Source organism: Vibrio kyushuensis (genome assembly GCF_050337325.1).
Classification (GTDB): domain Bacteria; phylum Pseudomonadota; class Gammaproteobacteria; order Enterobacterales; family Vibrionaceae; genus Vibrio; species Vibrio kyushuensis.
On record NZ_JAKJSV010000017.1, the window covers coordinates 24,713 to 51,113 of the forward strand.

Below are 26,401 nucleotides of genomic sequence, written 5' to 3' on the forward strand. Positions count from 1 at the left end.
TCTCTTAAAAATAGTTGGCGCAGTATAACGATTTCAACGCCTTTAAGAAACCTGCTTACCTATCTAGGTATTGGACGATTACCAACTCTATAAATTAGTGGCTACACACTCGTTCAGCATTGAGAGTCCAAACACCATCTTTGACCCAGACTTTCTCTCTTTGCTTAAAGAAAGCCAGTAATGATTCAAGATCAAAGCCATCTTTACTGCAAGTCCGAAACTTAACGCCCTCTCCATACTGTTTATTAATCGCTTCTCGTAGTGCTTCTTCTGTCATAGCTTGCTCACGTAGCATGTTAAGTACGGCATGTGCATGGATTTCAGTCGACATTTTTGTATTCTCTTTACTTGATAATTGAGTTGTATCTCAACCCAATATTATACAACAGCAGAAGCTGTGATCAGTGAATAAGCCAACAAATAGGCTCCGGACACCACATAGCGGCCACCAACGATTGGACGTCGGTAATCATGAATAGCGAGTAGTACAGCCGATAGAATCAGTACCAAGGTACCGATAAAGCCGATTAAGCTTAATAGTGAAGATTGTAGCAACCAGACAGCACCAGCAGCCCAAGCTAATTGGACTAAGACTAACCCCATGATCGTGACAGGAAAAATAAGCCTATCTATTTGTGGGAGCAGTAGGAAAAAAGCCACAACACCACTTGCTAATAAAAAAGCAGGTAACCACCACTCAACACCACCAGATAGCTGAACCCAAAAGGATTTACTAAGGCAGACCTGAGCAATCAAAAAGCAGCTAAAGCAAAGTCTGTGGTTTCTTTTTAATAAATACAACGTATCGGCAATCATCGACACACCTAGTCCGAGTGCTACCCATAGCTGGACTGATGATAATTCATTATTTTGTTGATACAAGATGACCAATAAAAATGCGAAGCTCACGGCTCGAAATGCCATAGCTTGAGTGTTTTTACTGCTTTCATTTGCTGAAATACTAACAAAGCCTGCCAGGGCGACAGACATCCAACTCCACATACCAATACCCCTATTCATTACGCCGCCAGTTTATGCTTGTAATAAGTGATGTCTAGAGGTGTATGACAAAACTTGGATCTCGATAGTAATTCCTTTTAAACCTCTTCATATGAGTTTAGGGAGGACTTAAACAAAGCAGTTAAGAAATTAGGTATAACCGTCGTATATCGGCCAAGGTGGTCATAAATTCAAGATGTCATGCAGCTATCGTTACGGAAGTCACCATCATCAAAACAGAACACATTAATCCAAGAAAACAAACCAACCTAAAATACAATAACTTACCAACTAAAAATGCAAATTTCAGCACTTGCTTTCCGCTGTCACTATCAAGGTCAAGATAGTAGTAAAAATAACAACTCGCGCAGCATTTTCATCAAATGTTACAAGTGAAGGTCCAATAATTTTCGCTCAATAAAAATAATAAACAAGAATTAACATAGCTACCTTCCCGTTTGACCACCAAGACCGTGTAATAAATAATTTAACATTACCGAACAAAAACAAGACCATTTTTTATTACTTAAAATCATGAGGTTAAAACAAAAACGATAATTAATAAAACAATCAGTTCAAAATAGAAACAGTAAGAAACACAACGACTTTCCTTCCATTTTTCGTCAATTCTACCTCAGTAAAGTTAGGTTTTTGCAAGTTTGATCAAGTTGAACTTGATCAAACCACTAAAGTGGTGCTATTCTAATAAGCATAGTAACTAACATCGACATATAGGAGCAGAGTTATGATTACTTCTTCACAAAAACAAGGACTTGTAATGATCGCCGTAGTAACAGGCTTAATGATACTACCTATGATGTATTACTAAACTTACAAATAAACAAAAGGGACGCAAATGCGTCCCTTTTGTTTATTTGTAATATAGTTCGATAAATTTCAGCCACACACCGTGCTAACTAATTAATATTTCTTATAAATGTTTAGATAGTTCATCCCAATGCACATAGTAAAACCCCAGCGCTACCAGAGTAATGAGTGCCATCAATGTAATAGCCACTCTCCAGATAAAGCGACTACTTCTTGGTGTTAGCTCCTGTTCACATTCATCACATGTAGACAAGAACGCCTTACGATCTTCGAGTTCATACTCGTCTTCATGAACGATTTTATTACGAATTGTCGCTATGTATCTTAGCTTTCCAATCACGTCATGAGGTAAACGCTCTTCACAGCTAGTAATTAACTGATGTAGGCCTTTCCCTTCCGCATGATATTGCCCTCGAAGCAATGTCTCGAGTTTACGAGTTCGTAAAACAACTTTTTCAATATCCGACATCACGTTCCTCCATCACTATTATTGTAGACAGGCACACTTGTATTCTTCTATATGCGGATCACTTTTTCGAGTTTTTTAGAAAATTAAACGATAAACCTAGATCTATAACTCATTGAAAATATGATTATCTAACCAAATTAATGATTAGATTCATACATGGCTCACGAATCATGATCTCTAATTGCTAACTCCATTACTCTCAGAGCTACAATAGCGCGTCGATACTATGGAGAGCGTCATGCCTGTTTTACTTTTTATTGCAATTACCCTACTAGCATTAGTTGCAGCTTGGGTCTTTCTCGGTTTTTACCGAAGGCATATGCAGGGAGAAAACGCACCTGAACAGTCGGTCAACGTGACTATTTTAGATAAACAAGTCATCCAAGTCCCTGACGCAGAGCCAGGTGAAGAGGACGAGTTTTGGATTTATGTCCAACGTGGGCACTTAGGGCCTAAGCGCGAATTTCAAATTGGTGTTCATTACTACCATGCACTTAACCCTGGTGATAAAGGAAAGCTCACCTATCAAGGTGATAAATTCCTCCACTTTGCACTTAAACGCTGAAGCTTTTAAATACTGAACTTTTTAAATGCTACCGTTCTTAAGCAGTAAACTTCACCGCTTATGGCAGTAGCCAGCTAGTCTTCGCTGAGCGTGAGAATAGCCAGCTTAAACACAGAGCACCAGCACCACTGATGACGATCCAAACAGGGATAACCCAAGCAGGATGTCCCTGATACCAACCAAACTCCTTCATCGGCCATAGAAATATTGGATGAAGAATATAGATACCTAAACTATTTTGACTAATCAATCCAACCACTTTCGTGGTTCGAGCAGATAACCCCTCACCAAAATAACGACATAACATAAATATCATGCTCGCTGCGAGTATCACATTTAGGGTCTTGTAAGAGAGCCAGCGAGCAACAGTGTACTCTTCCGCTTCAATGCTTAAACTCACCACAGATAGCACCGTAGCCAGCAGCGCTGTAATACCAAGAGCGGTAAAGATTCCGACACTGGTTTTATTGAGCGGGACCTTCTTAAACAAGACATACCCAAGTGGAAGGTAACCTGCATATAACCAGAGTTGATTGCTCCAAGGCCCATCAATCTTAAATAGATACAATACAGAAGTTAGCAGCCAAACAGCCACCAACGCATACACAGCCTCATCAGTGGTTCGACGAACAAATATCTGTAGCAAAGGAATCACAAAATAAAGCGGAATAAAGTAGTAAAAGAAGCCTAAATGATAATAAGTCGAGTGGGTTAAGCTTTCCGATAAAACCTCTGTAGTCACATCACCGTCATAACCCGCTAATGTCCAACCAGATAGATACGCATAAAACAGAGACCATGCAATAAAGGGAAGCAGCACTTTGCCCAAACGACGCTTAACATAATATTTAGCATCAAACGGACGCTGATCGCTCAGCATCAACGCACCAGTAATCAAAATAAAAACAGGAACAGCCCAGCGAGATACGCCATTGACACTCACCGCTGTAACCCATTGATCAAATGGAATAACACCAAGCTCATGTCGATACGGTGCTAGCACATGAATTGCGATCACAGCCACTGCCGCTACGCAGCGTAATAAATCAAAAAACTGAACGCGTTCTCTCAAGCCACTATCCTCATTCGTATCGGTAACAGACTGAATATAGCAACAAAAATGCTGACGATGTAACACACTCGTCAGCTTTTGGTTAATTAATTACATTCAATTCAAGCGTTGACTGATTGTAACTTTGGTAGTTTAATCGAAATTAAGGATGTTAATGCTAGGAAAGCAAAGGAGACCCATAAACACGCTGCAAGGCCTGCCATTTGAAATACCCAACCCGACAAGATGGTACCAATGAGACGCCCCATCGCATTGGCCATGTAATAGAACCCCACATCCAACGAAACTCCATCACCTTTTGCATAGCTCACTATGAGATACGAATGCAGAGAAGAGTTAACCGCAAATATGGCACCAAACACCATCAGGCCACCGATAATAACCAACTCAGGCTGCCAACCAATTTGTACCGCATAAGCAATACAAGCAGTCACTACCGCTAGTGCACTTGCCCACACCAGAGCCGCGTGTCCATCAGGAACTTTTCCTTGTGCCTTACCCGTTATCTTAGGTGCGATTCCTTGTACAAAACCATAAGCAATCGTCCAAGCCGCTAGAAATCCTCCCACCCATGAATGATCCCACCCAAACACAGTGCCAAGATAAATAGGCAAAGCAATAACAAACCACACATCACGAGCGCCAAACAAGAACATACGCGCAGCTGAAAGGATATTGATTGATTCTGACTTGGAGAAAATTTGGTTGAATTTAGGTTTGTTTTTCGCTTTACCCATATCCGCTTCTAAGCTAACGACACTGCCAATGAATACCATCGTTAGTACCGCTGCCATCGCAAGTACGGCATGTTGGAAACCAATCGTTGAAAGCAATAAACCACCGATAAAGAAACCTGCACCTTTAAGAGCATTTTTAGACCCCGTCAAAATAGCGATCCATTTATACAATGCACCTTGCTGTTCATCAGGTACCAAGGTTTTTATAGAACTCTTAGCACTCATCTTATTGAGGTCTTTCGCAATACCCGACAATGCTTGTGCGGCCATCACCCAAGGAATCGTTAGCATCGCACTTGGCACAGCCAGCATACCCAAGGCGACCACTTGCATCCCTAACCCTATGTTCATGGTCTTATTCAAACCAAGCCGAGCACCAAGCCATCCACCAATGAGGTTGGTCACCACACCAAAGAATTCATAAAAGAGGAACAACGAGGCTATCTCTAACGAACTATAGCCAAGATCGTAGAAATACAGAACCACTAGCATACGAAGCGCACCATCCGTGATGGTGAAGTTCCAGTAGTTGAATGTCACCAACATATATTGGCGAACACTTTTACTTAAATTTGAAAACATATGGATTCTCAAAATTACAGACAACAATCTATTCAATCAAAAAGAGCTTTTGGATCATCATGTCCCAAAAGCTCTTTAACCAATATTAGACACTTGGTTCCCATGATCGCAAATGGTCACCGATCGATTTTTCACTAGTAACTATTTGCGACTGTTAACTAATAACTACTGGGCAGCGATACCGCTGATATAGTCTATTTGGATAGCCTTCGTAAAGGCACCAGGTCGCAACGCTTGAACCTCTGAGATGATTTTATCTAGAGACCACTCTCTTTCTAATAGTAAATGTGCTGCAAATAGCCCCGTTCGACCAGAACCACCCATACAGTGAAGCGCAACCTTGCCACCTTCCGCGATGATTTTCTGCAACTGTGGCGATGCGTTAGCCCACTGCTGAGCAAAAGCGTCATCTGGAGCTTGGTCATCTTCAATGACAATATGATGCCACTCCATGCCAAGTTGTTTGGTTTGCTCACCTAGTGCTTCAACTCCCTTCGAGGCCATCTCTTGCGCATTAATCGCTGTCACAATCGCTTTTACGCCTTGCGCTTTAAGCTGCTCTAAAGACGTTAATAGATCCGTTCCTTTCGTGCCCGGACAAGGCGTTAATACTAAAGCACCTTCTTCAACGGCCAGTTCCCATGTTGGATGTGTCATCACGCTCTCCTTAAGCCAAGCCAACAGTACGAACAAGCTCAGCCGTACGCGTTGCGTAGCCCATCTCGTTATCGTACCAAGCGTAAATTTTCACCATGCGCGTACCAACAACCATGGTGGATAGTGCATCGACAATCGTTGAACGCTGGTCACCACGGTAATCAATCGATACCAACGGGCGATCTTCAAATCCAAGAATTCCCTTCAGTTCGCCTTCCGATGCTTCTTTAAGCATTGCATTCACTTCTTCAGCAGTCGTATCACGCTTCACATCAAAAACGATATCCGTCAGTGATGCATTCGCTAATGGAACACGTACCGCATGACCATTGATTCTGTCTTTCAGCTCTGGGAAAATTTCTACAATTGCTGTCGCAGAACCCGTTGATGTTGGGATAAGGCTCATACCACAAGCACGCGCACGACGAAGATCTTTATGCGGCGCATCCAAAATGGTCTGAGTATTAGTTAAGTCATGAATTGTGGTAAATGAAGATTGTTCAATGCCAAGCTTTTCATTAATAACCTTAACGACAGGTGCAATACAGTTGGTTGTGCAAGATGCAGCAGTAACAATGCGGTGCTTATCTGCATCAAAGATCGCATCGTTCACACCAACGACAATATTCGCAATACCTTCTTCTTTCACTGGTGCGCTAACTACAACACGCTTCACTCCCTGCTCTAAGTATTGATTCAAAATCGATGTTTTACGGTGGACTCCTGTTGCTTCAATCACAACATCACAGCCAGACCAATCGACGACATTGATGTCTCGCTCTTGGGTTGTCTTGATGCATTGACCATCAACGATGATCTCATCACCTTCACTCGTCGCTTCGTGATTCCAACGGCCTTGAACCGAATCAAACTCAAGTAAATGTGCAAGAGTTTTGGTGTCACCCGCAACATCATTGATAAGCACAAACTCTAGTTCTGGCCAATCAAATGCCGCGCGAAGAGCCAAGCGGCCAATGCGGCCAAAACCATTAATTCCTACTTTAACTGTCATTATCTCGTTCTCTTATTCATAAAATTAAGTGCAAGGACGCGCAGCCATTTCCTGTAAACGCTGCACATCTAATTGATATTGTTCTTGTAGGCAATTGGACTCTTTTAAGCCCGCTATCACCTTGCGTAGCCAGCCTGGAAGCGTGCTCGAAACCTGGTAGTAAACCCACTGGCCTTCACGTTCATCCACCAACACGCCAGATTGACGAAGCTGTGCAAGATGGCGTGATATTTTAGGCTGGCTCTCTTCTAAGGCACCTGTAAGCTCACAAACACATAACCGCCCTTCTCTTGCGATCAATAGAAGGCATCGCATGCGCGTTTCATCAGAAAGCATTTTGAAAAACTGGTGTGGTAACATTCTTAAATCTCACATATACGCATATCCATATATATTAGTTTTAGTCTGTTTGATGTCAATAGGTGCATTAGCACTGCAATAAAAAGTTCATACAACAGGTATTAAGAGTATTGAGATCAATTAAATAAAGGGTAGGAAGCGAGCGATAGCCCGTTGCTAGTTATAACTTACACTTTGATGGACTAAGCTTTTATGACTTAATCTTTTATAACAAAAACTTACGTGACTTGGTTAACTTGTTGGCTCCACTTTTGCGCAGAAGATAAGGCGCTAATCACCTCTTCAACATTTAATTCCAGCGTGTGACAAAAGCTTTGCAATCCCTGCCAATCGGCGTTCTCAAAACACTCCTCCATCAGCAACAGCGAACCAAACGGACCACTTCGCTCAAGCAGTATTCCTTTAACACCATCACAAAGCGGCAGTTGCTCCATGAGATCATCAAGGGACAAGTCTAATAAGGCATCTAGCATCGAAAAGAGACCAATTAAGAAGGCTTGATCTCGATAGACTGAAAACATTGGATTACGTGACATCAGAAAACAGAACTGAGCACGCTGAAGCGATAACTTGGACAGCTCCTGCGGTTTATTGCGAGAGACAAAGGAAGCAACGGTTAATGAAACAAAAGACTTGAGCTTATCCTGACCAAGATAGAGAAGCGCTTGACGAAAGGTTGTGATCGGTACAGTTAATCGGTCCGACATCGTATTAACAAACTTTAGCAGCTTAAAAGAGAGCTTAGCGTCTTTGGCGATAATGCGTTCTACTTTATCGAAGTCTACATTTGGCTTACAAACCTCATTAAATAGCTCCATTGCAATCAGTTGATCAGGGCTGATATAACGTTGTTTGATGATCTCTGGTTTACTGAAGAAATAACCTTGAAAAAGCGTAAATCCAGCCAATCGTGTGGCTGTAAACTCTTCAGCCGTTTCAACGCGCTCTGCTAAAAATTTTAACCGACTGTTACTGGCTTTAAGCGCCTTCACCATCAAACACGCTTTTGCCAACCCCATCGCCATGATGTCTACCTTTACAATTTGAACATAGGGTAAAAAGCGACGCCATTGAGGCTGATACACAAAATCATCGAGGGCAATAACATAACCTTGCTGATAGAGCTCTTTAATAGCAACAAGTAACGGCTCGGTCGGCTCACAAGTTTCAAGTACCTCAATAACAACTTTATCTTTAGGCAAGATGTTAGGTAAACCATTAATGAGACTTTGGTGAGGGAAATTAATAAAGCAGCGTGAGCGATCGATTGAAGGATTAGTGCCAATAGATAAAAAGTTTTCAACTATTAAACGATACGTTGCTCGGTTTGAATCAATATGCGCAGGGAAGGCATTATTTTCCCCATCACGAAACAGTAACTCATAACCTAAAGTCAGCCGCTTAGAGTTTAAAATCGGCTGACGAGCAACGTAAATATTATTCATAGTAATTCTGTATCTATGAGCGAATAGTGCATTTCATCATATTTTTGAGGTCGCTAACAGTGCACCACATCCCATAAACATCGAACCAAACACGCGATTTACCTTCCCCATCACGCTTTCAGAACGAATAAATCGGCCCATTTTTGCGGCAAGAGAGGTATACCCAAGCATGATAATACTATCAATAACGACGGTTGTTACGCCCAATACCAGCAATTGAGTAAATTGGTCTTTACTCGGATCTAGAAATTGAGGAAACAGTGCCACCAAGAAGACGATCGATTTCGGGTTGGTTAAGTTAATTAAAACCGCGTTACGCATTAGTACTAAATTAGACAACTCTGCACCATCAGCATTCGCTTCTAAGCTTGTTTGATCGCGCCACTTTTGAATACCCAACCAAATTAGATAAACGACTCCAACCCATTTAATGATGCTAAATGCCAAGGCAGATTGAGCAACTAAAGCACCAATACCAGCGCCCACCAGCATAATATGAAAAGCTAAGCCAAGCTGAAGGCCAGCAATTGCAGACAATGATTTTTTAGTGCCATAGTTCAAACCGTTGCTGATTGAGTTCACCGTACCTGAACCTGGAGCTAAACTAAATACAATGGCGGTAACCACGTACGCCAACCAAATATGCATATCCATGTAATTTTCCTCGACTAAATGAACTTAGCCCCACATAATTTACACCTCAGTAATACTCAAATATTAACTAGGATGCTATGAATCAATCGAGCTCGAATAACTCATCTTATACTCAAGAGTCATCGTTTGAGCAAGCTATCAATTCCAATATCTCACAACTTTGGCAATTTAGATCGGAAGGGTATCTAACCTCCCGAGATAAGCGCCAGCTTTACTGGTGCCAGATAACCGATCCTAAACACACCAAAGCAATTGTTGTCGTTAATGGTCGAATTGAGTCTGCTTGGAAGTATCAAGAGCTGTTCCATGACCTTTTCTATCAAGGCTATGATATTTACTCCTTTGATCATCGAGGTCAGGGAATGTCAGAGCGTTTAACGGATGACCCGGAATTGGGCTATGTTGATGAGTTTGATGACTATCTAACAGATATGCAGCAGGTGCTAGACTCATTCTCTCTAGAGCATTATGAGAAACGCTATTTGCTTGCTCACTCGATGGGTGGAGCAATTGCTACTCGCTACTTGCAAACCAATCCAGAACATTATTTTGATGCCGCAACCTTAAGCGCTCCCATGTTTGGAATAGCGATGCCAAGGCTACTACGCACTGTTGCTATCCCTGTTACTCAAGTAATGAGCATGGTCACTGCTTTACCACAGTACGCACCAGGCCAACAAAGCTACTTTGCAAAACCGTTTGAGATTAACCAACTGACCCAAAGTAAGCCACGCTACTACTGGTTTCGAGATTTGTATGAAAGTAAACCCCAACTAAAACTAGGTGGGCCAAGCCATCGTTGGGTTTGGCAAGGTTTGGTTGCGACAAAACAGTGTATTCAACAAACAAGGCGCATTGAAATTCCGCTGTTGGTCATGCAGGCCAGTGAAGACTCTATCGTAGATAACAAAGACCAAGTTCGCTTCATAAAAAAGCTCGCTAAAACCAACTCACAATGCGCGCTTAAGATTGTTCATGGTTCGAAGCATGAACTGTTATTTGAACAAGATATCTATCGAAACGACGCTCTCGATTGTACGCTTAGCTTTTTCTCTCAATACTAGCTAACAATATCATTATTAATGAACATCATCATTGAACCGTTCAGCTAAATATCAGCAGCTTCATTAAGCTAAATGAGGAAAAAGGGGAGATTCAAGTTACCCTCTTTTTTTCCTCATTTTTGACGTAAACTAAGCATATAAAACGACCACTCGACCCACTTCCAGCATTATGAGGGTACTATGACCACCGCTGACAACTACTCACAGTTTCAAATCGTTGCTTCTGATCTTGATGGCACCTTACTTGCGCCAAACCACAAACTCAGTGATTTCACCAAACGTACCTTAAAAGAGTTGCACGAGAAGGGATTAACATTTGTATTCGCAACGGGCCGTCATCACGTTGATGTAGCAGGGATCCGTGAGCAAGTGGGCATTCCAGCGTACATGGTAACGTCAAATGGCGCTCGCGTTCACGATCAAAACGATCAATTGATGTACAGTAAAAACGTTCCTGAACATCTAGTTCAACCTGTAATTGATGTGATTAAACAAGATCCAGATATCATGATTCATCTTTATCAAAACGATGAGTGGCTGCTTAATAAGGAAGATAAGATCCTTAAGAACTTCCATGATGAATCAGGCTTTACATACAAAGTTTTTGACGTCGATAACGCTCCGGTTGACGGCATTGCCAAAATTTTCTTTACCCACCCAGATCATGACCACGACTACTTAGTGCAATTTGAAGACAAGCTCAATGAGCTATTTGGTAACGAAACCAATATCGCCTTTTCAACACCTTGGTGCTTAGAAGTGATGGCAGCAGAAGTTTCTAAGGGTGAAGCTCTGGATGTAGTTGCTCAGTCAATTAACCTTAAACTCGATAACTGTATCGCCTTTGGTGATGGCATGAATGATGTTGAAATGCTAAGTATGGCAGGTCTTGGGTTAGTCATGAGTACCTCTCACCATAAAGTAATGAAAGCACTTCCTAATAACACAGTGATCGGTAGTAACGCTGATGATGCTGTTGCGCATTATTTGAAAGAGCATCTAATTTAAAATAGATTGACCAGTCTTGGTAATACAAGGCATTCGTTAATTGAACTACTTTAGGGCAGTACCTCACTGCCCTTATTATCACACTTCTATTTTTTACCTTCGCTATGCCATAATGCAGCCATTGATATCCTTAAAGGTCACTGTCTCATGAAGGTATTTGGACGTTCTACTTTACTCATCTCACTCTTAGCTCTTCAAGCTTGCTCCACCAGCACCACATCAACACAATCTGTAGAATCGGTTAACGCTACTCTCGACAAACCAGAGACAGTCCAACCACAGACGTTTGTTCTTCGTGGTGAGGTTGTGATTGGTCATGAGGTTAGCAGTATTACTCCATGCGGCAGTAACAAACAGCTGTGGCTAGCACTAGATTCAACACAACGCCCTGCTGCAACTCGACTAGTGAGAGGCCCCTATCAACCACTATATGGTGAAGTGATTGGACATTTGGTTACTCCAAGCCAGCACGGATTTGATACTGATTTCGAAGCACGATTTGTGGTTGACCAAATAAGCTTACTCACCGCTGAAAATCCAAATCGATGTGATCTTCCATTCAAGCCGACACGCGTATTTGGTATGGAGCCAAATTGGTCTGGCACGTTCGAAGGGGACAAGTTTGTCTTTCAAAAAATGGGGAGTGATGCTCAACCGCTGACGATAAAACAGAGCAACATTTCCACTAAATCGCGTGAATATCAATTTGATAATGGTCATCTTTTGCTTGAAGAGAAACTGTGCAATGACACCATGAGTGACAGCTTATACGGCTGGAAAGCCACGATGAGTATTGATGATAAACAGTATAAAGGCTGCGCCACACTCTCTAATCAGGATGCAACGTTAGGCTGGACAGGCTCTTATCAGGCCGCCTCAACCCAAGGTACTAACTTCACCGTTAAGATGGCATTATTCAACGACCACACCGCCACGACTCGCTATGATTATAACAATGGAGAACCCGCCATCATCGAGAAAGGCTATTGGCAGCAACTGAACTCAAATCAGGTACAAGTGGTGATGACTCACCATCAAAGACAGTTCCTACGTTCAGAGCGAATCTTCACTCGCGATGGCCAGCAATTAAATGCAAGCCAAGAGAAAGTTGGCAATGTTCTCTACCCTATTGCCAATGGTGGACTGACTCTTTTTTCCACCAATAGCGCTGCTAACGAGTAATCACCAAGATGACTAGCTCTATCAATTGTCCAGACTGCCATCTATCACTTCACTGTGTCTGTGATTTGATTCCTCGCATTGAGTCTTCGATTCATATTGCACTGCTGATGCATGAAAACGAACTCACTCGAGAAACCAATAGTGGGCAATGGTTACAAGCAAGCTTAACGCACTGCTCTCAACACATTTGGCAACGAACGGCGCCTACTCAATCACTCGTTGACCTTATTAAGCAGCCTCACCTTGAGCCGCTCATTTTGTTTCCTAGCGAACAGAGTATTGCTGTTTCTAAGGCGGTAGAAACTATTGCATCGAATAATACTGAGCGAAAAAATACTGAGAAGAGAAATACGGCTGGAAAAGAAATTGAATCGATAGAAAAAGTACCGTTATTCATTATTCTCGATGGTACATGGCAAGAAGCAAAGAAAATGGCGAAGAAGATTCCTTGGCTAGAAGGTTGCCAACATGTCCACCTTTCACCGAGTTCTAGCTCAAGCTATCAGCTTAGACGAAATCAAGCCAAGGGGCATTTATGCACCCTCGAGGTTGGGGCTGAACTATTGAATTCAGTAGAAGAGAATATATCTTCGCAAAAGCTCACGGAATTCTTTCAATATTATATGAAAGTCTTCCATGCCGACAAATGTGGTCATCAATACCAAGCCAAATCGTGAGTCGATGAGCCGCTTAAAACTGAAGCAGTGAGTCCAACCGGTTAATTTCGACATCGGGTAGCGTCTTACTGTGTTTATGATGAATGAGGTCGGCTTCTTGATCATTAAACCAACACGCCTGAAACCCATTTTGTTTGGCACCCAAAACGTCCGTCACTAAGTGATCGCCCACATGCAAAATTTCTTTTGGCTGTAGATTTAAAAACTCAGCCGCCTGAATAAAAAGGTCTGCCTCTGGTTTTGCCAACCCGTCAGGGCCCGCTTTCAATACCAGTGAGAAGTATTGGCTCAATCCAATCTTATTCACATCCACGTTGCCATTTGTGATGGCGACTAATGGGTAACGCTGACTGAGTATTCTCAAGACTCGATGAGACTCTTCAGGCACTTCAAACTGACTCCGTAATATCAGTACCTCTTCAATTGTCGCTTGCGCAGCCTGTTGAGCCTTCTGTTTATCGTAGCCTAGTTGGAAAAGCCCTTGAAAAACTTGCTCGAATCGCCATTGCGTTACATCGTGCTTGAGTAGCGGCTCTGCAATCACAACCTCTTTTTTTAGCTGTTGCCACCACCCAAGTGATCGAGTTGCACTGACAGGATGATGCTGATGCAGCCAGTTCGTAATTTGCTGTTCAACACGTCTAATGATCGGACGGTTATCATACAAGGTATCATCAAGGTCAAATGTCATTGCTTTAATCGGCGACATGCTACGGTAAAAACGCATCTATTTGTTGTCCTTTTTCTTCGCTCTTGGGTGCGCTTCGTCATAAGCTTGAGCAAGGTGTTGAAAGTCCAAATGAGTATAAATTTGAGTCGTCGAGATATTTTCATGCCCAAGCAGCTCTTGAACAGCCCTAAGATTATTACTGGATTCCAATACGTGCGTAGCAAACGAGTGACGCAGTTTGTGTGGGCTAATATGACTCGCCACTCCCTGTTTTTGCCCCCATTCCGCCATACGCTTTTGAACATTTCGATGCGAAATTCTGACGCCTTGCTTAGAAACAAACAGAGCTTGTTCACCGCTATTCGCCATATCAGAGCGAACTCTTAACCACTTAGCGACCCACTCTTTCGCTTCGCCTGAAAAAGGAACTTTTCGCTCTTTGTCACCTTTACCAATAACTCGGATTTCACCCGCGCTAGCACGAACATCTTTTAGGTTAATTCCAACCAATTCAGCCAAACGAAGTCCTGCGCCATACATCACTTCCATCATCGCCCGATCACGGATTGAAAGAGGATCATCGCCACTCTCAACTTCAAGCAGTTGTCCTACTTCATCAACATCGAGATTTTTGGGTAATGGTCTTTGCTTACGTGGTGCAGAGACCCCTTTTGCAGGGTTTGCATTTAACTCTCCGCGAAGAATCAAGAAATCAAAGAAACTTCTTAAACAAGAGAGCCTAGTCGCTATGCTACTGGCTTTCATACCATCACGCATACCTTTACTGGCAAGCTGCCTTACCCAAGCAGCATCGACTTGCTGCCACTCATCTTGACCCATCGAGACTAAGTGATGGGCCATAGTTTCTAACTGCTGTTTGTAATTTCGTTGAGTATGTAGGCTCAGCCCTTTTTCGCTTCTAAGAAATTCATAAAAGCGCTCTAAGGGCCGTTGTAAACTATGAGGAAGTGCTGCTGTAGACTCGGTCATTATCGATTGCTTGCCAAGGAAGAGTGTTGGTTAAGTGAGATACAACTAATGCTAAATGACGCAGGAAAAGTGTATCAAGATGAGGTTGGAAGTGACCGCCATCATCACTAGAAAATGCCAGTACTCCTAATGTGTTCTCTTTAATCAATGGTAGTACAACATAAGATCCTAGCTCAGGAGCATGAGTCTCTTCCCCGAGTAATTCAAGACGATCGGCTTTGCGTAAACGTCCTAGATAAGCATCTTTACCATTTAGGTGATTAACAGCAAACCGTTGGATACTCTCTTGCTTCGCTGCATATTTAGATTTTTGAGCGTCCACTAGACGAATATGAGCCAACAGTGACAGTGACTTTGCTTTCTCTTCGATTGCAATAAATACACCATTCAGATCTTCACACTTTAAGACTTGCTCTTGCAAGTCCATAAACTCATGAAACGTGCGATCATTTTTTGCTGCAAGCGACATGAGCGTGGTGATCTCTTCTTCGAGCTCTTCAATACGTGAACGCTGTCTATTGAGCTGAATATGGACCAGTGATACCGCGCCTTGCTCTTGGTGTGGCAATGACAAACGATCGACCAATGGGCGTCGCTGTAAAAAGAAATCAGGGTTGTCTTGAAGATACTCGGCAACCACTTCAGCGGTTAAGGCACCCGCTTCAATATGAGACAAAATTAATCCTTAATTATCATTTTATTTCTGAACGGCAAATTAAGCTAACAAGATAGCTGACCATCAAAGACATGTGTTGCTGGACCAGTCATATAAAGAGGGTGGCCAGGGCCCTGCCATTCTATATGAAGCTCACCACCCGGTAAGTGCACGGTTACGGAGCTATCGAGAAGGCCTTGCACAATACCAATCGCAACAGCGCCACACGCGCCACTACCACATGCATTGGTTTCACCTGCGCCACGTTCATAGACACGTAAACGAACTTCCTCACGGCTAACCACTTGCATAAAGCCTGCGTTAACACGCTCAGGGAAGCGTTCATGCGATTCAAGCAGTGGTCCTAATGTATCGACATCAGTGTTGTCCACATCATCAACCACAGTAACAACATGAGGGTTACCCATGCTGACCGCACCACAGAACAGGGTGTGTTCATCTGTACGCAAAATATAGGTTTTTTCAGTCTGCTTCGCTTTGAACGGGATCTTACTCGGTTCAAACACAGGTTCGCCCATATCGACAGTTACCTGATCATCTTCTTCAAGGCTCAGGACCATTTTGCCTTTTTTAGTGCTCACACTAACGGTAAATTTATTGGTGAGTCCCTTCATTCTAACGAAACGAGCAAAGCAGCGTGCACCGTTACCACACTGCTCGACTTCACTACCGTCAGCATTAAAAATGCGATAGTGAAAATCAGTTTCCGGATCATAGGGTGCTTCAACCACTAACAGCTGGTCAAAACCCACACCAGTATGACGATTTGCTAAACGGCGAATCAGATCTGGTGAGAAAAAGATGTTTTGGGTAATGCAGTCAACGACCATAAAGTCATTACCCAATCCGTGCATTTTAGAAAAATGGAAATGCATAGTGCTGCCGTTACTCCGGTAAGATGTTTTCAAGAGCCCATAGGCTAGATAGCTCTTCACGTTCGCGAACTAAGTGTGTTTTATCGCCATCTACCATAACTTCAGCGACGCGAGCTCGGGTGTTGTAGTTCGATGACATAACAAAACCATAAGCACCGGCTGAACGTATCGCAAGTAAATCACCTTCCGCCAACACCAAACTACGATCTTTACCTAGACAATCACCTGTTTCACAAATAGGTCCAACAATATCGTAGGTTTGCGCTTCGCCTTTTTTAGGCACAACAGGAACGATATCTTGCCACGCTTGATAAAGTGCTGGGCGCATCAAATCGTTCATTGCCGCATCAATGATGGCAAAGTTTTTATATTCAGTGTGCTTTAAGAACTCTACCTTAGTCAGCAAGATACCTGCATTGGCAGCAATGGCACGACCAGGTTCAAAGATAAGCTCAATCTCAGGGTGATTTGATAAACGAGACAGTAGTGCTTTCGCGTAATCAGATGGCTGCGGTGGCTGTTCATCACGATATACAACCCCTAAACCACCACCAACATCCAAATGCACAATGTTAATGCCATCGGCTTTTAATTGGTCAATCAAAGCAAGCAAACGATCTGTCGCATCGATAAACGGGGCTAAGTCAGTCAATTGAGAGCCAATGTGGCAATCAATACCTTGTATATTTAGATTTTCGAGGCTTTGAGCAAATTTGTAGACTGCAGGTGCTCTATCAAATGCGATACCAAACTTATTGTCACGAAGACCCGTTGAGATGTAAGGGTGTGTCTTCGCATCAACATCAGGATTGATACGCAGAGAGATTGGCGCAATGACATTCAATGACTTCGCGACTTTGTTAAGCCGTTCAAGTTCTGGTTCAGATTCAACGTTAAAGCATTTGATCTCAAGCTCTAATGCACGCTTCATTTCAGCTTCAGTTTTACCAACACCGGAGAAAACAACTTTCTTTGGATCACCACCTGCCGCAATAACACGCTCTAGTTCACCACCAGATACGATATCAAACCCTGAACCAATACGCGCAAGTGCGTTCAGTACACCTAAGTTAGAATTGGCTTTCACGGCATAACAGACAAGATGAGGGTGCTCACCAACGGATTTATCAAATGCGTTCCAATGGCGCTCAAGCGTTGCTCGAGAGTAAACGTACAAAGGTGAGCCATATTGCTCAACTAGACTCGTTAACGGGGTATCTTCAGCCCATAACTGGCCATCATCCTGGTAGTTGAAATAATCCAAAGTGTTTTCCTTACTAAATTTTGACTGATCTTTTTATAGAACTTCGTTGTTTATTGAGCTTGTTCATTTTGTGCGGCATCTTCTGGCATGTAAAGTCCGCCCGTCTGCCCACAACCTGCAAGTGTAAAAATAGAGAGCATAAATAGTGCTACGATCGATTTTTTCATTTTGCATCTCGTGATTATTGATTCAATGCCCCCTATAATCGCACCACAATCAAGAAAAGCAATAGGATAGAAGAGATGAACGATACGGAATTTCATCAAGAGGTCGATTTACAGATGCAACGCATTGAAGATGCGATTGATGAGTCAGGTGCAGATATTGATTTTGAGAGCTCTGGAAACGTACTAACCCTTGAGTTTGATGATAGAAGTCAGATCATTGTGAACCGACAAGAGCCAATGCATGAGATATGGCTAGCGTCTAAATCTGGCGGATTTCATTTTAAACAAATTGAAGATCAGTGGATTTGTTCTAAAACTGGCCAAGAGTTTTTCTCTATGGTGAAGCAAGAATGTGAAAAACACGCTGATGAAACAATTGAGTGGCCATAAGTCACTGAGATTCAATAACTCGTGATTCAAACAAAAAAGAGTACCTTTAAGGGTACTCTTTTTTTATTACGTCACTTTCTGTACATCGCAACTAGCTATGCATTCACTGCTCGCGATGGCTTGGAATAGGTTGTGTTGTCGTTACGATAAGGTACGACATAACTTTCACCTTCTTCAGGGTGAACAATTTGATAATACTGAGGAAGATTAAAGTTAATCTGTTTTGCAGGCAGTAGGTTTTCATCCTGCGCTGACGTATAGAAAGTATTTACACTCGCAATCATTTCGTCTTTTTCACCGCTGAACTGGTGATAAACTTCACTTAGATTACTTTCATCGAGTACGTAAATATTGAACCCTTTGTCAGTATCTTCAAAGAAGAACTGCACCAAACCTTCACTCGCAAAGGCGTCGATGATTTCAGGTAGTTGACGATCCTGCTCTTTGTCGAGCATCAACAGAGGTGAGCCATTTAACTTATTGGTCGAAATACTCCGATAAAAATCAATCGAGTTTTCAAGCTTTTGAACCGACACGCCACGACGCTCAAAAAACAGGCCGTACATCTGCTGGCCAATGCGCATCGCTTTAAATCGACGACGCTTCTCTTGTTCAATCGGTTTCAAACGTAAATCGATACACTCTGCGAGTAGCTGATAGACCGTATTTCGAATCGCACCACGGAAGTTTTTCGCGTAACAGAAAACATCCACAGACTCTGGTGGGATCGCATCTTGGTGCATCTTGCCCAATACGGTTTTCAACGCATCCAAGATCGCGGTTTCACCTTGAAAGTGCAACGTACGCACTTCATGCCAAGAGTTACGATAAACCAAGTCTACACTGCCAACCAAGCTACGTTGCTTCTCACCAAAGCTAAATATATCGACATCTTTCATGTCGACTCGTGTCGTCTTGGTATTGATCTCAGCGGTAGGATCACATTCAAAATTAATAAACATCGCCAATTGGCTAATTTCACACGGACTAGCCAGTGCTTGCATGCTAGGGCGACGCTTACGCAGTGAGAACGTGTTACGTAAGTCACTCACCATCTGATAAAACTTATCAATATCGAGCTGAGCTTTACGAACAACGGAATGTAAACGAGTCGATTCTGTAATCATGCCGTTAAAGAACGCCCAAGCAACAAGCTTACTAAGATACTCGTGATGCTCAAGGCTAGGCTGACCGATGATACGATGAGGGATCAGCGGCTGTTTATACAAATACCAACCAGGTAAATTAGATCGGTTATCTTGTACTTCAATAAAGGTTAAATCAGATTCATGCAAATCTGGGGAAATCTGCGGGTTAAGCAGAGTCACCTTGCCCGGAAGCACCTCAAATGCAGCGTACAGTTTACGTGCCAAAATACTGATGTCTTGAGGGCTAATCGCAGAGGTAATATCATTTTTACGGGCAAATTGAATCAGGTTTCGGTAGCTCTGCATCAAGGCATCAAGCAGTGCATGATGCACCACTTTTACTTGCTCGACTTTCCAATGACGGCGATCGTCAAGTTCAGAAATAACCGATGAATCCCAATTCCACTTTGTTGTCATGTCCGTCAGAGCTTCACGTCGCCACGCGACAGAGCCTGCACCCGGGTCACGAGAAAGCTTCTCATGAGTTTTCAGATAGAAACAACGTCGAACTAAATCCAAGCGTGCTTCATCACCGATACGCTCAAGATAGCGCGTTACCTTCTCTAACATGAGATAGTACGCATCCATTCCATACAAATCAGGTTCATGTGCGAAGAAGCGACGCTTAGTATCAAGGCTTAATAACTGCGTATTTGGGTATTCCCACGAATAAGCTTCAAGCAGTATCGCTTTTAATACCGATTTATACGGAGAATCGATACTTTTATATAATTGCCAGAGGTTCGAACCAAAGTACTCTTCGGCAGGGATTCGGTTAAGCTTGCCAAAGTCGATCCATTCATTGCAGTCAATATCGCCTTTACTACAGAGGTCTTTGACGTAATCGTCATAGCACTCTTCCATCTCTGGAGGAACGATTTGCCACAATAGGCGCTGACCCGAAAGTCGAACAGCTGAGCGATAGAATTCATCAAGAAGTAGCAGGTGTTGAGATGAGCCACAGTTGTCACCGGTCATCTCTTCAGAATAATTACTTTTAAAGCGAGTCTCATCCATCAAGAAGAAATTGGCTTCAATACCTTGCGTTTTAGCCCACTCAGTAATCCCTAAACATTTACTGGTTAGGTTTTCTCTATCTTCTCTATTCATCTCTGGAGAGACACAAACCCAAATATCCAAATCACTTGACGTGCTCTGACCGATAGAAGAAGTACTTCCCATGGTATACAAACCAAGGATAGCTGGTGAGTCAGACGTTTTTAACGTTTGATTGACCGTTTTTTCCGTGTCTTCTATATAAGTTCTTTGAGTCGCTGTCGCTTCAAAGCCACTGATGCCATAAGGAATATTGCAATCCTTATAACCAGGAATAATGGGATGATTAAAATGAAAAAGCAGTGGGATGAGATTGAATACACGTTGACCTTGTAGATCCATTAGCGCCAGCGCACGCTCAATGCGTTGCTGGTTTAAGCGATCTAATCGTTGGATTAAAGTCTGTGTATAAGCCTGCAAGGTAATTCCTTGATTGAATTATAATTTTGTATTTCGTTCATCTTTCGAGCAAAACACAATGCCAAAACGTGATCAATCTAACACTTTTATTCGATTTGGTAAAGAATTGAACCGCGCTCACGCAAGAAAGCACTTCACCATCATCTTCAGCATTTATTTTTTACATAGTGTCGTAGTTAACTCGCATTTCTAATAATAGCTCATATTATAAACGAGATGTAGCTCACACAATTTTGAGCTATTTCTGCTAACCGTTCATCAATATGAAAACCACGCGATCTAGTAGTAAGAATTTCACTATTGGAATGGTAGGATGAAGACAAAATGTCAATCAATTGAGATATTCATGACTCAGAACGCACCTATCCGTATCGCCACTCGTAAAAGCCCACTCGCTCTATGGCAAGCTTATTTTGTCAGAGATGCCCTTCAAAATGCACACCCAGGTCTTGAAGTTGAGCTAGTAACGATGGTGACTAAAGGAGACATCATCCTTGATACACCTTTAGCAAAAGTAGGCGGTAAAGGCCTCTTCGTTAAAGAGCTTGAAATCGCGATGCTTGAAGGACGTGCTGATTTAGCGGTTCACTCAATGAAAGATGTTCCTGTTGATTTTCCTGAAGGCTTAGGCTTAGTCACTATCTGTGAGCGTGAAGACCCACGCGATGCCTTTGTTTCTCATAAATATCAATCTATAGAAGAACTTCCACAAGGTGCAATTGTTGGTACTTGTAGCCTTCGCCGTCAATGCCAGCTACTAGAAGCTCGCCCAGATCTGATCATCAAAGAGCTACGCGGCAACGTTGGAACTCGTTTAGGCAAACTTGATGCGGGTGACTACGATGCAATTGTGCTTGCAGCTGCCGGCCTAAAACGTTTAAAACTTGAGGAACGTATTCGTAGTTTTATTGAACCAGAGCAGTCACTTCCTGCTGTTGGACAAGGCGCTGTGGGTATCGAGTGTCGTCTTGACGATGAGCGTTTAATTAAACTACTTGAGCCTTTAAACCATGCTGACACCGCTGATCGCGTTCTCTGCGAACGAGCAATGAACTTGACACTTGAAGGCGGTTGCCAAGTTCCGATTGGTAGCTATTCATTACTGGATGGCGATGACATCTGGTTAAGAGCTTTAGTCGGTGAGCCAGATGGTTCTAAAATGGTACGTGGTGAGATTCGCGGACCAAGAGCGCAAGCAGAGCAACTTGGCGTAACCCTCGCTAATCAACTGCTTGATGATGGTGCAAAAGAGATTCTCTCTAAGTTGTACGCTGAGCACGAATAATCTATGGCAGTATTGGTAACTCGCCCTGAATCACAAGGGCTTCAGCTTTGCCAACAGCTATCGGAGGTGGGGATAAAAGCTCTCCACCATCCGTTGATTTCGATTACCCCTGATCCAGACCTTAATACCCTTCTCAATCAGCTCAATAGCTTCGATATTGTCATTGCTGTCAGTCAACATGCCGTCAATTTCGCTCACCAAGCCTTACAGAACAATTCAGAATTTTGGCCAACTCATCCGACCTATATTGCGGTCGGTCAAAAAACAGCACAGATTTTAAGCAAACTGTGCCAACAAAAAGTACACTACCCAGAGGTTGGAGATAGCGAGCACTTATTAGCGCTAGAACCTCTTCAGTCAATTGAGAACAAGCGCATCGTGATTTTACGGGGTGACGGTGGGCGTGAACTCATTTACGACACATTATTAAAACGTTTAGCCAACGTGGAATATAGAGAAGTTTACCAAAGAAATTATCTACACTTTTCATCTGAAATTCTAATTGCTCAATGGCAACAACAAGGTGTTGATACCCTTGTTATCACTAGCACAGGGCAACTGAACTTCTTCACTTCTCAAGTAAATCCAAACAATAAAAACTGGCTTTTTCAGTTACACCTATTAGTACCAAGTGAACGTATTGCACTCGATGCGAAAAAATTAGGATTTAACTCAGTCACGAATACCGGTAGTGCTTCCAACCATGATTTAGTGACTGCTCTCCAGCTTAAATAAACAGGACTATAAGCAATGACAAGTAAAAAAAATAACGAGCATATTGAACCTGAAAAAAAACAGAAGCCAACATCAGCAGATGCTATATCAAACACCAGTGACGCCATAATCGCATCTGATAAATCAGCGGCGCCTGAAACAATAAAAGAAGCGGCACCAAAGAGCACCGTAGAAAAAGAAAAGCAGGAAAAAACCATAACAAAAGGCTCGAGTAACAAAACCTCGGATCAACCTCCTGCAAAGAAATCACGTAAACTAAGCATTGCAGCGATCATTTTATCTCTATTAGTTGGCGGAGCACTAACCTACAAGATTCAGCAGCAGAATGAATCACACTTGGCGCAAATAGCATCATTAAAGGCTGAAATATCCTCCTCTCAATTAGAGTTAACTAGTCGATTAGAAGCTGCCCAAAAAGAGACTATTAAGCAAGCATCTCAAATATCCCACCGCAGTGAAGTGGTTCTTACTCAACAACAAAAGAGTATAGAAAGCCTTCAACTTGCGATTGCTGATGTGAAAGGCCGCCGTCCAAATGATTGGCTACTCGCTGAAGCTGATTACCTCGTTAAGCTTGCCGGCCGTAAGCTATTTCTAGAACAAGACGTTGTCAGTGCAACAAAGTTGATGGAGAGTGCAGACCAACGAATCGCGTCTCTAAATGACCCAAGCTTAGTCCCACTTCGCAAAGCAATGGCGAATGACATCACACACCTAAAATCGGTGCCTATTATTGACCGCGATGGGTTGGTTCTACGACTTACTGCGTTACAGCAACAAGTGAACTCACTGCCTTTAGCCAACGCTATTCTCCCTGAAGCACAAGCACAAGAAAAAGCAGTAGTCTCGCAAGACATATACGACTGGCAGACAAACTTAATGACGTCTATTAAAGACTTCTCTGAGAATTTCATCACTTACCGAACTCGTGATGGCAATGTCATACCTTTGCTCTCCCCTCAGCAAGATTTTTATCTGAGAGAGAACGTTAAAGCTAAGATTGAGACGGCAATTAAAGCGACATATGTAGAGCAAGAAGAGATCTATGCAACCGCGTTAACGACCGCACATCAGTGGTCCACGTCTTTCTTTAATGCCGATGACAATACAGTAAAAGAGTTCAATGCATCGTTGGCATTTCTTGGTAAACAAAGTATTGAAGTTGATTACCCTGATAAACTACAAACACAAAATATCCTTTCAGACGTTATTACTGAACGGCTACGTCGCGAAGTCACTACCTTAGTTACGGAGGATAAGTAATGTTTCGTTCTATATTCCTATTTGTCGTTCTGGGTCTAGGGTTATTCGCAGGGACTCAATTCGCAGGGCAGCAAGGCTATGTGCTGATCTCGGTGGCTAACAAAACCATCGAAATGAGCGTTACCACCTTGGTAATCTTCATCATTGCTACTCTAGCGGCACTATTCCTATTAGAGTTTTTAATAAAAAAAGCACTACGTACCAGTTCCACAACTTGGAATTGGTTTAGTGTAAGAAAATTAAGACGTTCTCGTCGATATACAAATGAAGGAATCATTAAGCTTCTGGAAGGCGATTTAAAAGTCGCAGAAAAAAAGGTCATGCGATGGGCTAACCATCATGACATGCCTTTACTCTGTTACCTCGTGGCCTCAGAAGCGGCACAAGGCATGGGTGACAAACAAAAGCGAGATCATTACCTAACAAAAGCAAGTGAACAAGAGAATGCTCACCTAGCTGTAGAGCTAACTAAAGCCAAGCAACAAGTCCGTGAGGCTGAGTATGAGTTAGCATTTGATACCTTGTCTAACTTAAAAAATGAGTACCCTAATAATTCTATTCTATTGAATCTGCTTAAAACCGTTTATCTAGAGCTTAAGCTTTGGCAGCCGCTCATTGAGCTTTCACCTAAACTTATCAAAGCCAAACTCATCGGTAGTGAAGAACAAGCTGCTATTTTGCAAAAAGCACAGTGTGGTCTTTTAACTGAAATTGCCGTACAAAAAGGCAGTGAAGGCTTGATCACTCACTGGGATAAGTTACCTAAGAAAGTCAAAACAGACAGTCACTTAATTACTTGCTTTATAAAGCAACTTATCGGTAGAAAAGCGGATAACGAAGCGTATATAGTTCTAAAGGAATCTCTAAAGAAACATACTACGCCTGAGTTATTTGAGTTGCTCCCTGAAATGAACCTAACAGATACTCATCCACCTATTCAGTTACTAAAAACAACAATCAAAAAAGACAATACAAACGCTGCTGCTCACAGTGCACTTGCTCAGTTTTATCTAAGGGAAAGTAACTGGAAGGATGCACAGACTCACTTAGAGACTGCACTCTCTATTCGCTCAAACGTCTCAGATTATGCTTATCTTGCAGACGCACTCGAGAAACAAGACATGTCGAAAGCAGCACATGAAGTCTCGAAGAAGGCTCTTATGTTAGTAAACAACAGCTAACCTATTACTAACACCTTAAAACGAATAAAAATGCCGACAACGTTGTCGGCATTTTTTCACATAAAATCCACGGACAACCGCTTACTATAAATAAAACTAAACAATGCGGGTCTACGTTTGAAAACTCTAATACTCTCTCTAGCTATCATCTTCACCACTCCTTTCGTATTAGCCAATGAATCTAATGGAGAAAAGAACTATCAAAGCCTATGCGCTACTTGCCATGGAGAGCTAGGTCATGGTGACGGATTAGCCGCCAGTAGTTTAGCTGAAGCCCCATCAAACATTTACTCAGGGTTAACGTCTTGGTTTGAGACTGAAGATGAGCTGATTGATACTGTATTAAATGGGAACGAGGGCATGCCGGCTTGGGGGGCAGTATTATCTGAAGAGGATGTGAAAGAGATATTTTCGTATATAAGAAAGATCAACGAATAGCTTAGATCTTTTTCCTTTGGATTTTCCGTGTAAATAACAGAGTAAATTGGAATACATAAACGTATCCGATTATCGGAAGGCAGACTCAGTTACTATTTATAGACGCCAACTTCGATTTATTACTTTATTACAGACGTAAAAAAGCCCGACTCTTTCGAATCGGGCTTTTTTGTATAATGGCGGAGTGGACGGGACTCGAACCCGCGACCCCCGGCGTGACAGGCCGGTATTCTAACCAACTGAACTACCACTCCGCAGTGGCATATTTGCAAAGCAAGTGTCCATCTGTTTTTAGGTCTTGACCTAAAAACGATATTTAAAGCCTGGCGATGTCCTACTCTCACATGGGGAAACCCCACACTACCATCGGCGCTACTGCGTTTCACTTCTGAGTTCGGCATGGGATCAGGTGGGTCCGCAACGCTATGGTCGCCAAGCAAATTCTAAAATTCGGAAAACTGATTAATAAAAGTTCTGTCTACACATTCAAATATGTTCTTGCTTTGAGTCCAATCAAAACCCCTTGGGTGTT

28 protein-coding genes, 1 tRNA gene and 1 rRNA gene are annotated in these 26,401 nt (G+C 42.5%); 11 read left to right on the plus strand and 19 right to left on the minus strand.

Annotated features, from left to right (window positions below; all coding sequences use genetic code 11):
* Nucleotides 1-94: 94 nt before the first annotated feature.
* The 3 genes from L4D20_RS23305 to L4D20_RS23315 all read right to left on the minus strand — a co-directional run bounded on the left by L4D20_RS23305 (nucleotide 95) and on the right by L4D20_RS23315 (nucleotide 2,296).
* Nucleotides 95-331 (minus strand): YecH family metal-binding protein, encoded by a 237-nt coding sequence (locus L4D20_RS23305; RefSeq protein ID WP_428803972.1) that lies wholly within the window; start codon nucleotides 329-331, stop codon nucleotides 95-97.
* Nucleotides 332-378: 47 nt separating this feature from the next.
* A complete protein-coding gene (locus tag L4D20_RS23310) occupies nucleotides 379-1,002 on the minus strand; it encodes a lysoplasmalogenase (protein ID WP_428803973.1) in 624 nt (207 codons plus the stop codon).
* Between the two features lie 928 nt (nucleotides 1,003-1,930).
* A complete protein-coding gene (locus tag L4D20_RS23315) occupies nucleotides 1,931-2,296 on the minus strand; it encodes a DUF4145 domain-containing protein (RefSeq protein WP_428803974.1) in 366 nt (121 codons plus the stop codon).
* Nucleotides 2,297-2,534: 238 nt separating this feature from the next.
* Between L4D20_RS23315 and L4D20_RS23320 the strand changes: the two genes are divergently transcribed.
* Nucleotides 2,535-2,861, plus strand: a complete 327-nt coding sequence (locus L4D20_RS23320; protein WP_428803975.1) for a DUF2500 domain-containing protein — start codon at nucleotides 2,535-2,537, stop codon at nucleotides 2,859-2,861.
* Nucleotides 2,862-2,919: 58 nt separating this feature from the next.
* Here the strand turns inward: L4D20_RS23320 and L4D20_RS23325 are convergent, their stop codons facing one another.
* From L4D20_RS23325 to rhtB, 7 genes are all read right to left on the minus strand, one after another.
* Complete coding sequence (locus L4D20_RS23325; RefSeq protein WP_428803976.1) at nucleotides 2,920-3,933, minus strand: acyltransferase; 1,014 nt, start codon at nucleotides 3,931-3,933, stop codon at nucleotides 2,920-2,922.
* Between the two features lie 101 nt (nucleotides 3,934-4,034).
* A complete protein-coding gene (arsJ, locus tag L4D20_RS23330; RefSeq protein WP_428803977.1) occupies nucleotides 4,035-5,252 on the minus strand; it encodes an organoarsenical effux MFS transporter ArsJ in 1,218 nt (405 codons plus the stop codon).
* A gap of 165 nt (nucleotides 5,253-5,417) precedes the next feature.
* Complete coding sequence (locus tag L4D20_RS23335; protein WP_428803978.1) at nucleotides 5,418-5,909, minus strand: cyclin-dependent kinase inhibitor 3 family protein; 492 nt, start codon at nucleotides 5,907-5,909, stop codon at nucleotides 5,418-5,420.
* Between the two features lie 10 nt (nucleotides 5,910-5,919).
* Complete coding sequence (locus L4D20_RS23340) at nucleotides 5,920-6,921, minus strand: ArsJ-associated glyceraldehyde-3-phosphate dehydrogenase (protein ID WP_428803979.1); 1,002 nt, start codon at nucleotides 6,919-6,921, stop codon at nucleotides 5,920-5,922.
* A 24-nt stretch (nucleotides 6,922-6,945) separates the two neighbouring features.
* Nucleotides 6,946-7,281: a metalloregulator ArsR/SmtB family transcription factor gene (locus L4D20_RS23345; protein ID WP_428803980.1), complete on the minus strand. Its 336-nt coding sequence runs from the start codon at nucleotides 7,279-7,281 to the stop codon at nucleotides 6,946-6,948.
* A 218-nt stretch (nucleotides 7,282-7,499) separates the two neighbouring features.
* Entirely contained in the window at nucleotides 7,500-8,726 is a 1,227-nt protein-coding gene (locus L4D20_RS23350; RefSeq protein ID WP_428803981.1) for an EAL and HDOD domain-containing protein, read from the minus strand.
* 36 nt (nucleotides 8,727-8,762) lie between these two features.
* Nucleotides 8,763-9,380, minus strand: coding sequence for a homoserine/homoserine lactone efflux protein (gene rhtB, locus L4D20_RS23355; protein ID WP_428803982.1), 618 nt, complete (start codon nucleotides 9,378-9,380; stop codon nucleotides 8,763-8,765).
* Between the two features lie 77 nt (nucleotides 9,381-9,457).
* On the opposite strand from rhtB, the gene L4D20_RS23360 reads away from it, so the two are divergent.
* From L4D20_RS23360 to L4D20_RS23375, 4 genes are all read left to right on the plus strand, one after another.
* Entirely contained in the window at nucleotides 9,458-10,444 is a 987-nt protein-coding gene (locus tag L4D20_RS23360; RefSeq protein WP_428803983.1) for an alpha/beta fold hydrolase, read from the plus strand.
* 180 nt (nucleotides 10,445-10,624) lie between these two features.
* Nucleotides 10,625-11,452, plus strand: coding sequence for a Cof-type HAD-IIB family hydrolase (locus L4D20_RS23365; protein ID WP_428803984.1), 828 nt, complete (start codon nucleotides 10,625-10,627; stop codon nucleotides 11,450-11,452).
* A 147-nt stretch (nucleotides 11,453-11,599) separates the two neighbouring features.
* Nucleotides 11,600-12,634 carry a COG3650 family protein gene (locus tag L4D20_RS23370; RefSeq protein WP_428803985.1) on the plus strand — a complete coding sequence of 345 codons (1,035 nt, stop codon included), beginning with the start codon at nucleotides 11,600-11,602 and terminating at the stop codon, nucleotides 12,632-12,634.
* Between the two features lie 8 nt (nucleotides 12,635-12,642).
* The gene (locus tag L4D20_RS23375) at nucleotides 12,643-13,311 is read left to right on the plus strand and encodes a tRNA-uridine aminocarboxypropyltransferase (RefSeq protein ID WP_428803986.1); all 669 of its coding nucleotides are present in this window, start codon (nucleotides 12,643-12,645) and stop codon (nucleotides 13,309-13,311) included.
* A gap of 13 nt (nucleotides 13,312-13,324) precedes the next feature.
* Here the strand turns inward: L4D20_RS23375 and yigB are convergent, their stop codons facing one another.
* Genes yigB through lptM form a run of 6 tightly spaced genes read right to left on the minus strand, consistent with a single transcriptional unit; the run spans nucleotide 13,325 to nucleotide 17,953 of the window.
* On the minus strand, nucleotides 13,325-14,038 hold the full coding sequence (gene yigB, locus L4D20_RS23380) for a 5-amino-6-(5-phospho-D-ribitylamino)uracil phosphatase YigB (RefSeq protein ID WP_428803987.1): 714 nt from the start codon (nucleotides 14,036-14,038) through the stop codon (nucleotides 13,325-13,327).
* On the minus strand, nucleotides 14,039-14,971 hold the full coding sequence (xerC, locus tag L4D20_RS23385; RefSeq protein ID WP_428803988.1) for a tyrosine recombinase XerC: 933 nt from the start codon (nucleotides 14,969-14,971) through the stop codon (nucleotides 14,039-14,041).
* The gene (locus L4D20_RS23390) at nucleotides 14,940-15,647 is read right to left on the minus strand and encodes a DUF484 family protein (protein WP_428803989.1); all 708 of its coding nucleotides are present in this window, start codon (nucleotides 15,645-15,647) and stop codon (nucleotides 14,940-14,942) included. Before L4D20_RS23390 ends, xerC begins: the two co-directional genes overlap by 32 nt.
* Before the next feature lie 44 nt (nucleotides 15,648-15,691).
* A complete protein-coding gene (dapF, locus tag L4D20_RS23395) occupies nucleotides 15,692-16,522 on the minus strand; it encodes a diaminopimelate epimerase (RefSeq protein WP_428803990.1) in 831 nt (276 codons plus the stop codon).
* Between the two features lie 10 nt (nucleotides 16,523-16,532).
* Entirely contained in the window at nucleotides 16,533-17,786 is a 1,254-nt protein-coding gene (gene lysA, locus L4D20_RS23400; protein ID WP_428803991.1) for a diaminopimelate decarboxylase, read from the minus strand.
* A gap of 50 nt (nucleotides 17,787-17,836) precedes the next feature.
* The gene (gene lptM / locus L4D20_RS23405) at nucleotides 17,837-17,953 is read right to left on the minus strand and encodes an LPS translocon maturation chaperone LptM (protein WP_428803992.1); all 117 of its coding nucleotides are present in this window, start codon (nucleotides 17,951-17,953) and stop codon (nucleotides 17,837-17,839) included.
* A gap of 75 nt (nucleotides 17,954-18,028) precedes the next feature.
* Here lptM and cyaY point away from each other — a divergent pair, with 75 nt between their 5' ends.
* The gene (gene cyaY, locus L4D20_RS23410; RefSeq protein ID WP_428803993.1) at nucleotides 18,029-18,343 is read left to right on the plus strand and encodes an iron donor protein CyaY; all 315 of its coding nucleotides are present in this window, start codon (nucleotides 18,029-18,031) and stop codon (nucleotides 18,341-18,343) included.
* Between the two features lie 95 nt (nucleotides 18,344-18,438).
* On the opposite strand, the gene L4D20_RS23415 is transcribed toward cyaY, so the two are convergent.
* Entirely contained in the window at nucleotides 18,439-20,967 is a 2,529-nt protein-coding gene (locus L4D20_RS23415) for a class I adenylate cyclase (protein ID WP_428803994.1), read from the minus strand.
* Nucleotides 20,968-21,313: 346 nt separating this feature from the next.
* Between L4D20_RS23415 and hemC the strand changes: the two genes are divergently transcribed.
* The 5 genes from hemC (at nucleotide 21,314) to L4D20_RS23440 (ending at nucleotide 25,869) form a co-directional block, all read left to right on the plus strand.
* Nucleotides 21,314-22,252: a hydroxymethylbilane synthase gene (gene hemC / locus L4D20_RS23420; protein ID WP_428803995.1), complete on the plus strand. Its 939-nt coding sequence runs from the start codon at nucleotides 21,314-21,316 to the stop codon at nucleotides 22,250-22,252.
* A gap of 3 nt (nucleotides 22,253-22,255) precedes the next feature.
* Nucleotides 22,256-22,987 (plus strand): uroporphyrinogen-III synthase, encoded by a 732-nt coding sequence (locus L4D20_RS23425; protein ID WP_428803996.1) that lies wholly within the window; start codon nucleotides 22,256-22,258, stop codon nucleotides 22,985-22,987.
* A 15-nt stretch (nucleotides 22,988-23,002) separates the two neighbouring features.
* Nucleotides 23,003-24,250, plus strand: coding sequence for a uroporphyrinogen-III C-methyltransferase (locus L4D20_RS23430; protein ID WP_428803997.1), 1,248 nt, complete (start codon nucleotides 23,003-23,005; stop codon nucleotides 24,248-24,250).
* Entirely contained in the window at nucleotides 24,250-25,431 is a 1,182-nt protein-coding gene (locus L4D20_RS23435) for a heme biosynthesis protein HemY (RefSeq protein WP_428803998.1), read from the plus strand. Before L4D20_RS23430 ends, L4D20_RS23435 begins: the two co-directional genes overlap by 1 nt.
* A gap of 117 nt (nucleotides 25,432-25,548) precedes the next feature.
* Complete coding sequence (locus L4D20_RS23440; protein WP_428803999.1) at nucleotides 25,549-25,869, plus strand: c-type cytochrome; 321 nt, start codon at nucleotides 25,549-25,551, stop codon at nucleotides 25,867-25,869.
* A gap of 177 nt (nucleotides 25,870-26,046) precedes the next feature.
* Here the strand turns inward: L4D20_RS23440 and L4D20_RS23445 are convergent.
* Nucleotides 26,047-26,123 (minus strand) — tRNA-Asp (locus L4D20_RS23445).
* Between the two features lie 67 nt (nucleotides 26,124-26,190).
* A 5S ribosomal RNA gene (gene rrf / locus L4D20_RS23450) occupies nucleotides 26,191-26,306 on the minus strand.
* Between the last annotated feature and the right edge of the window lie 95 nt (nucleotides 26,307-26,401).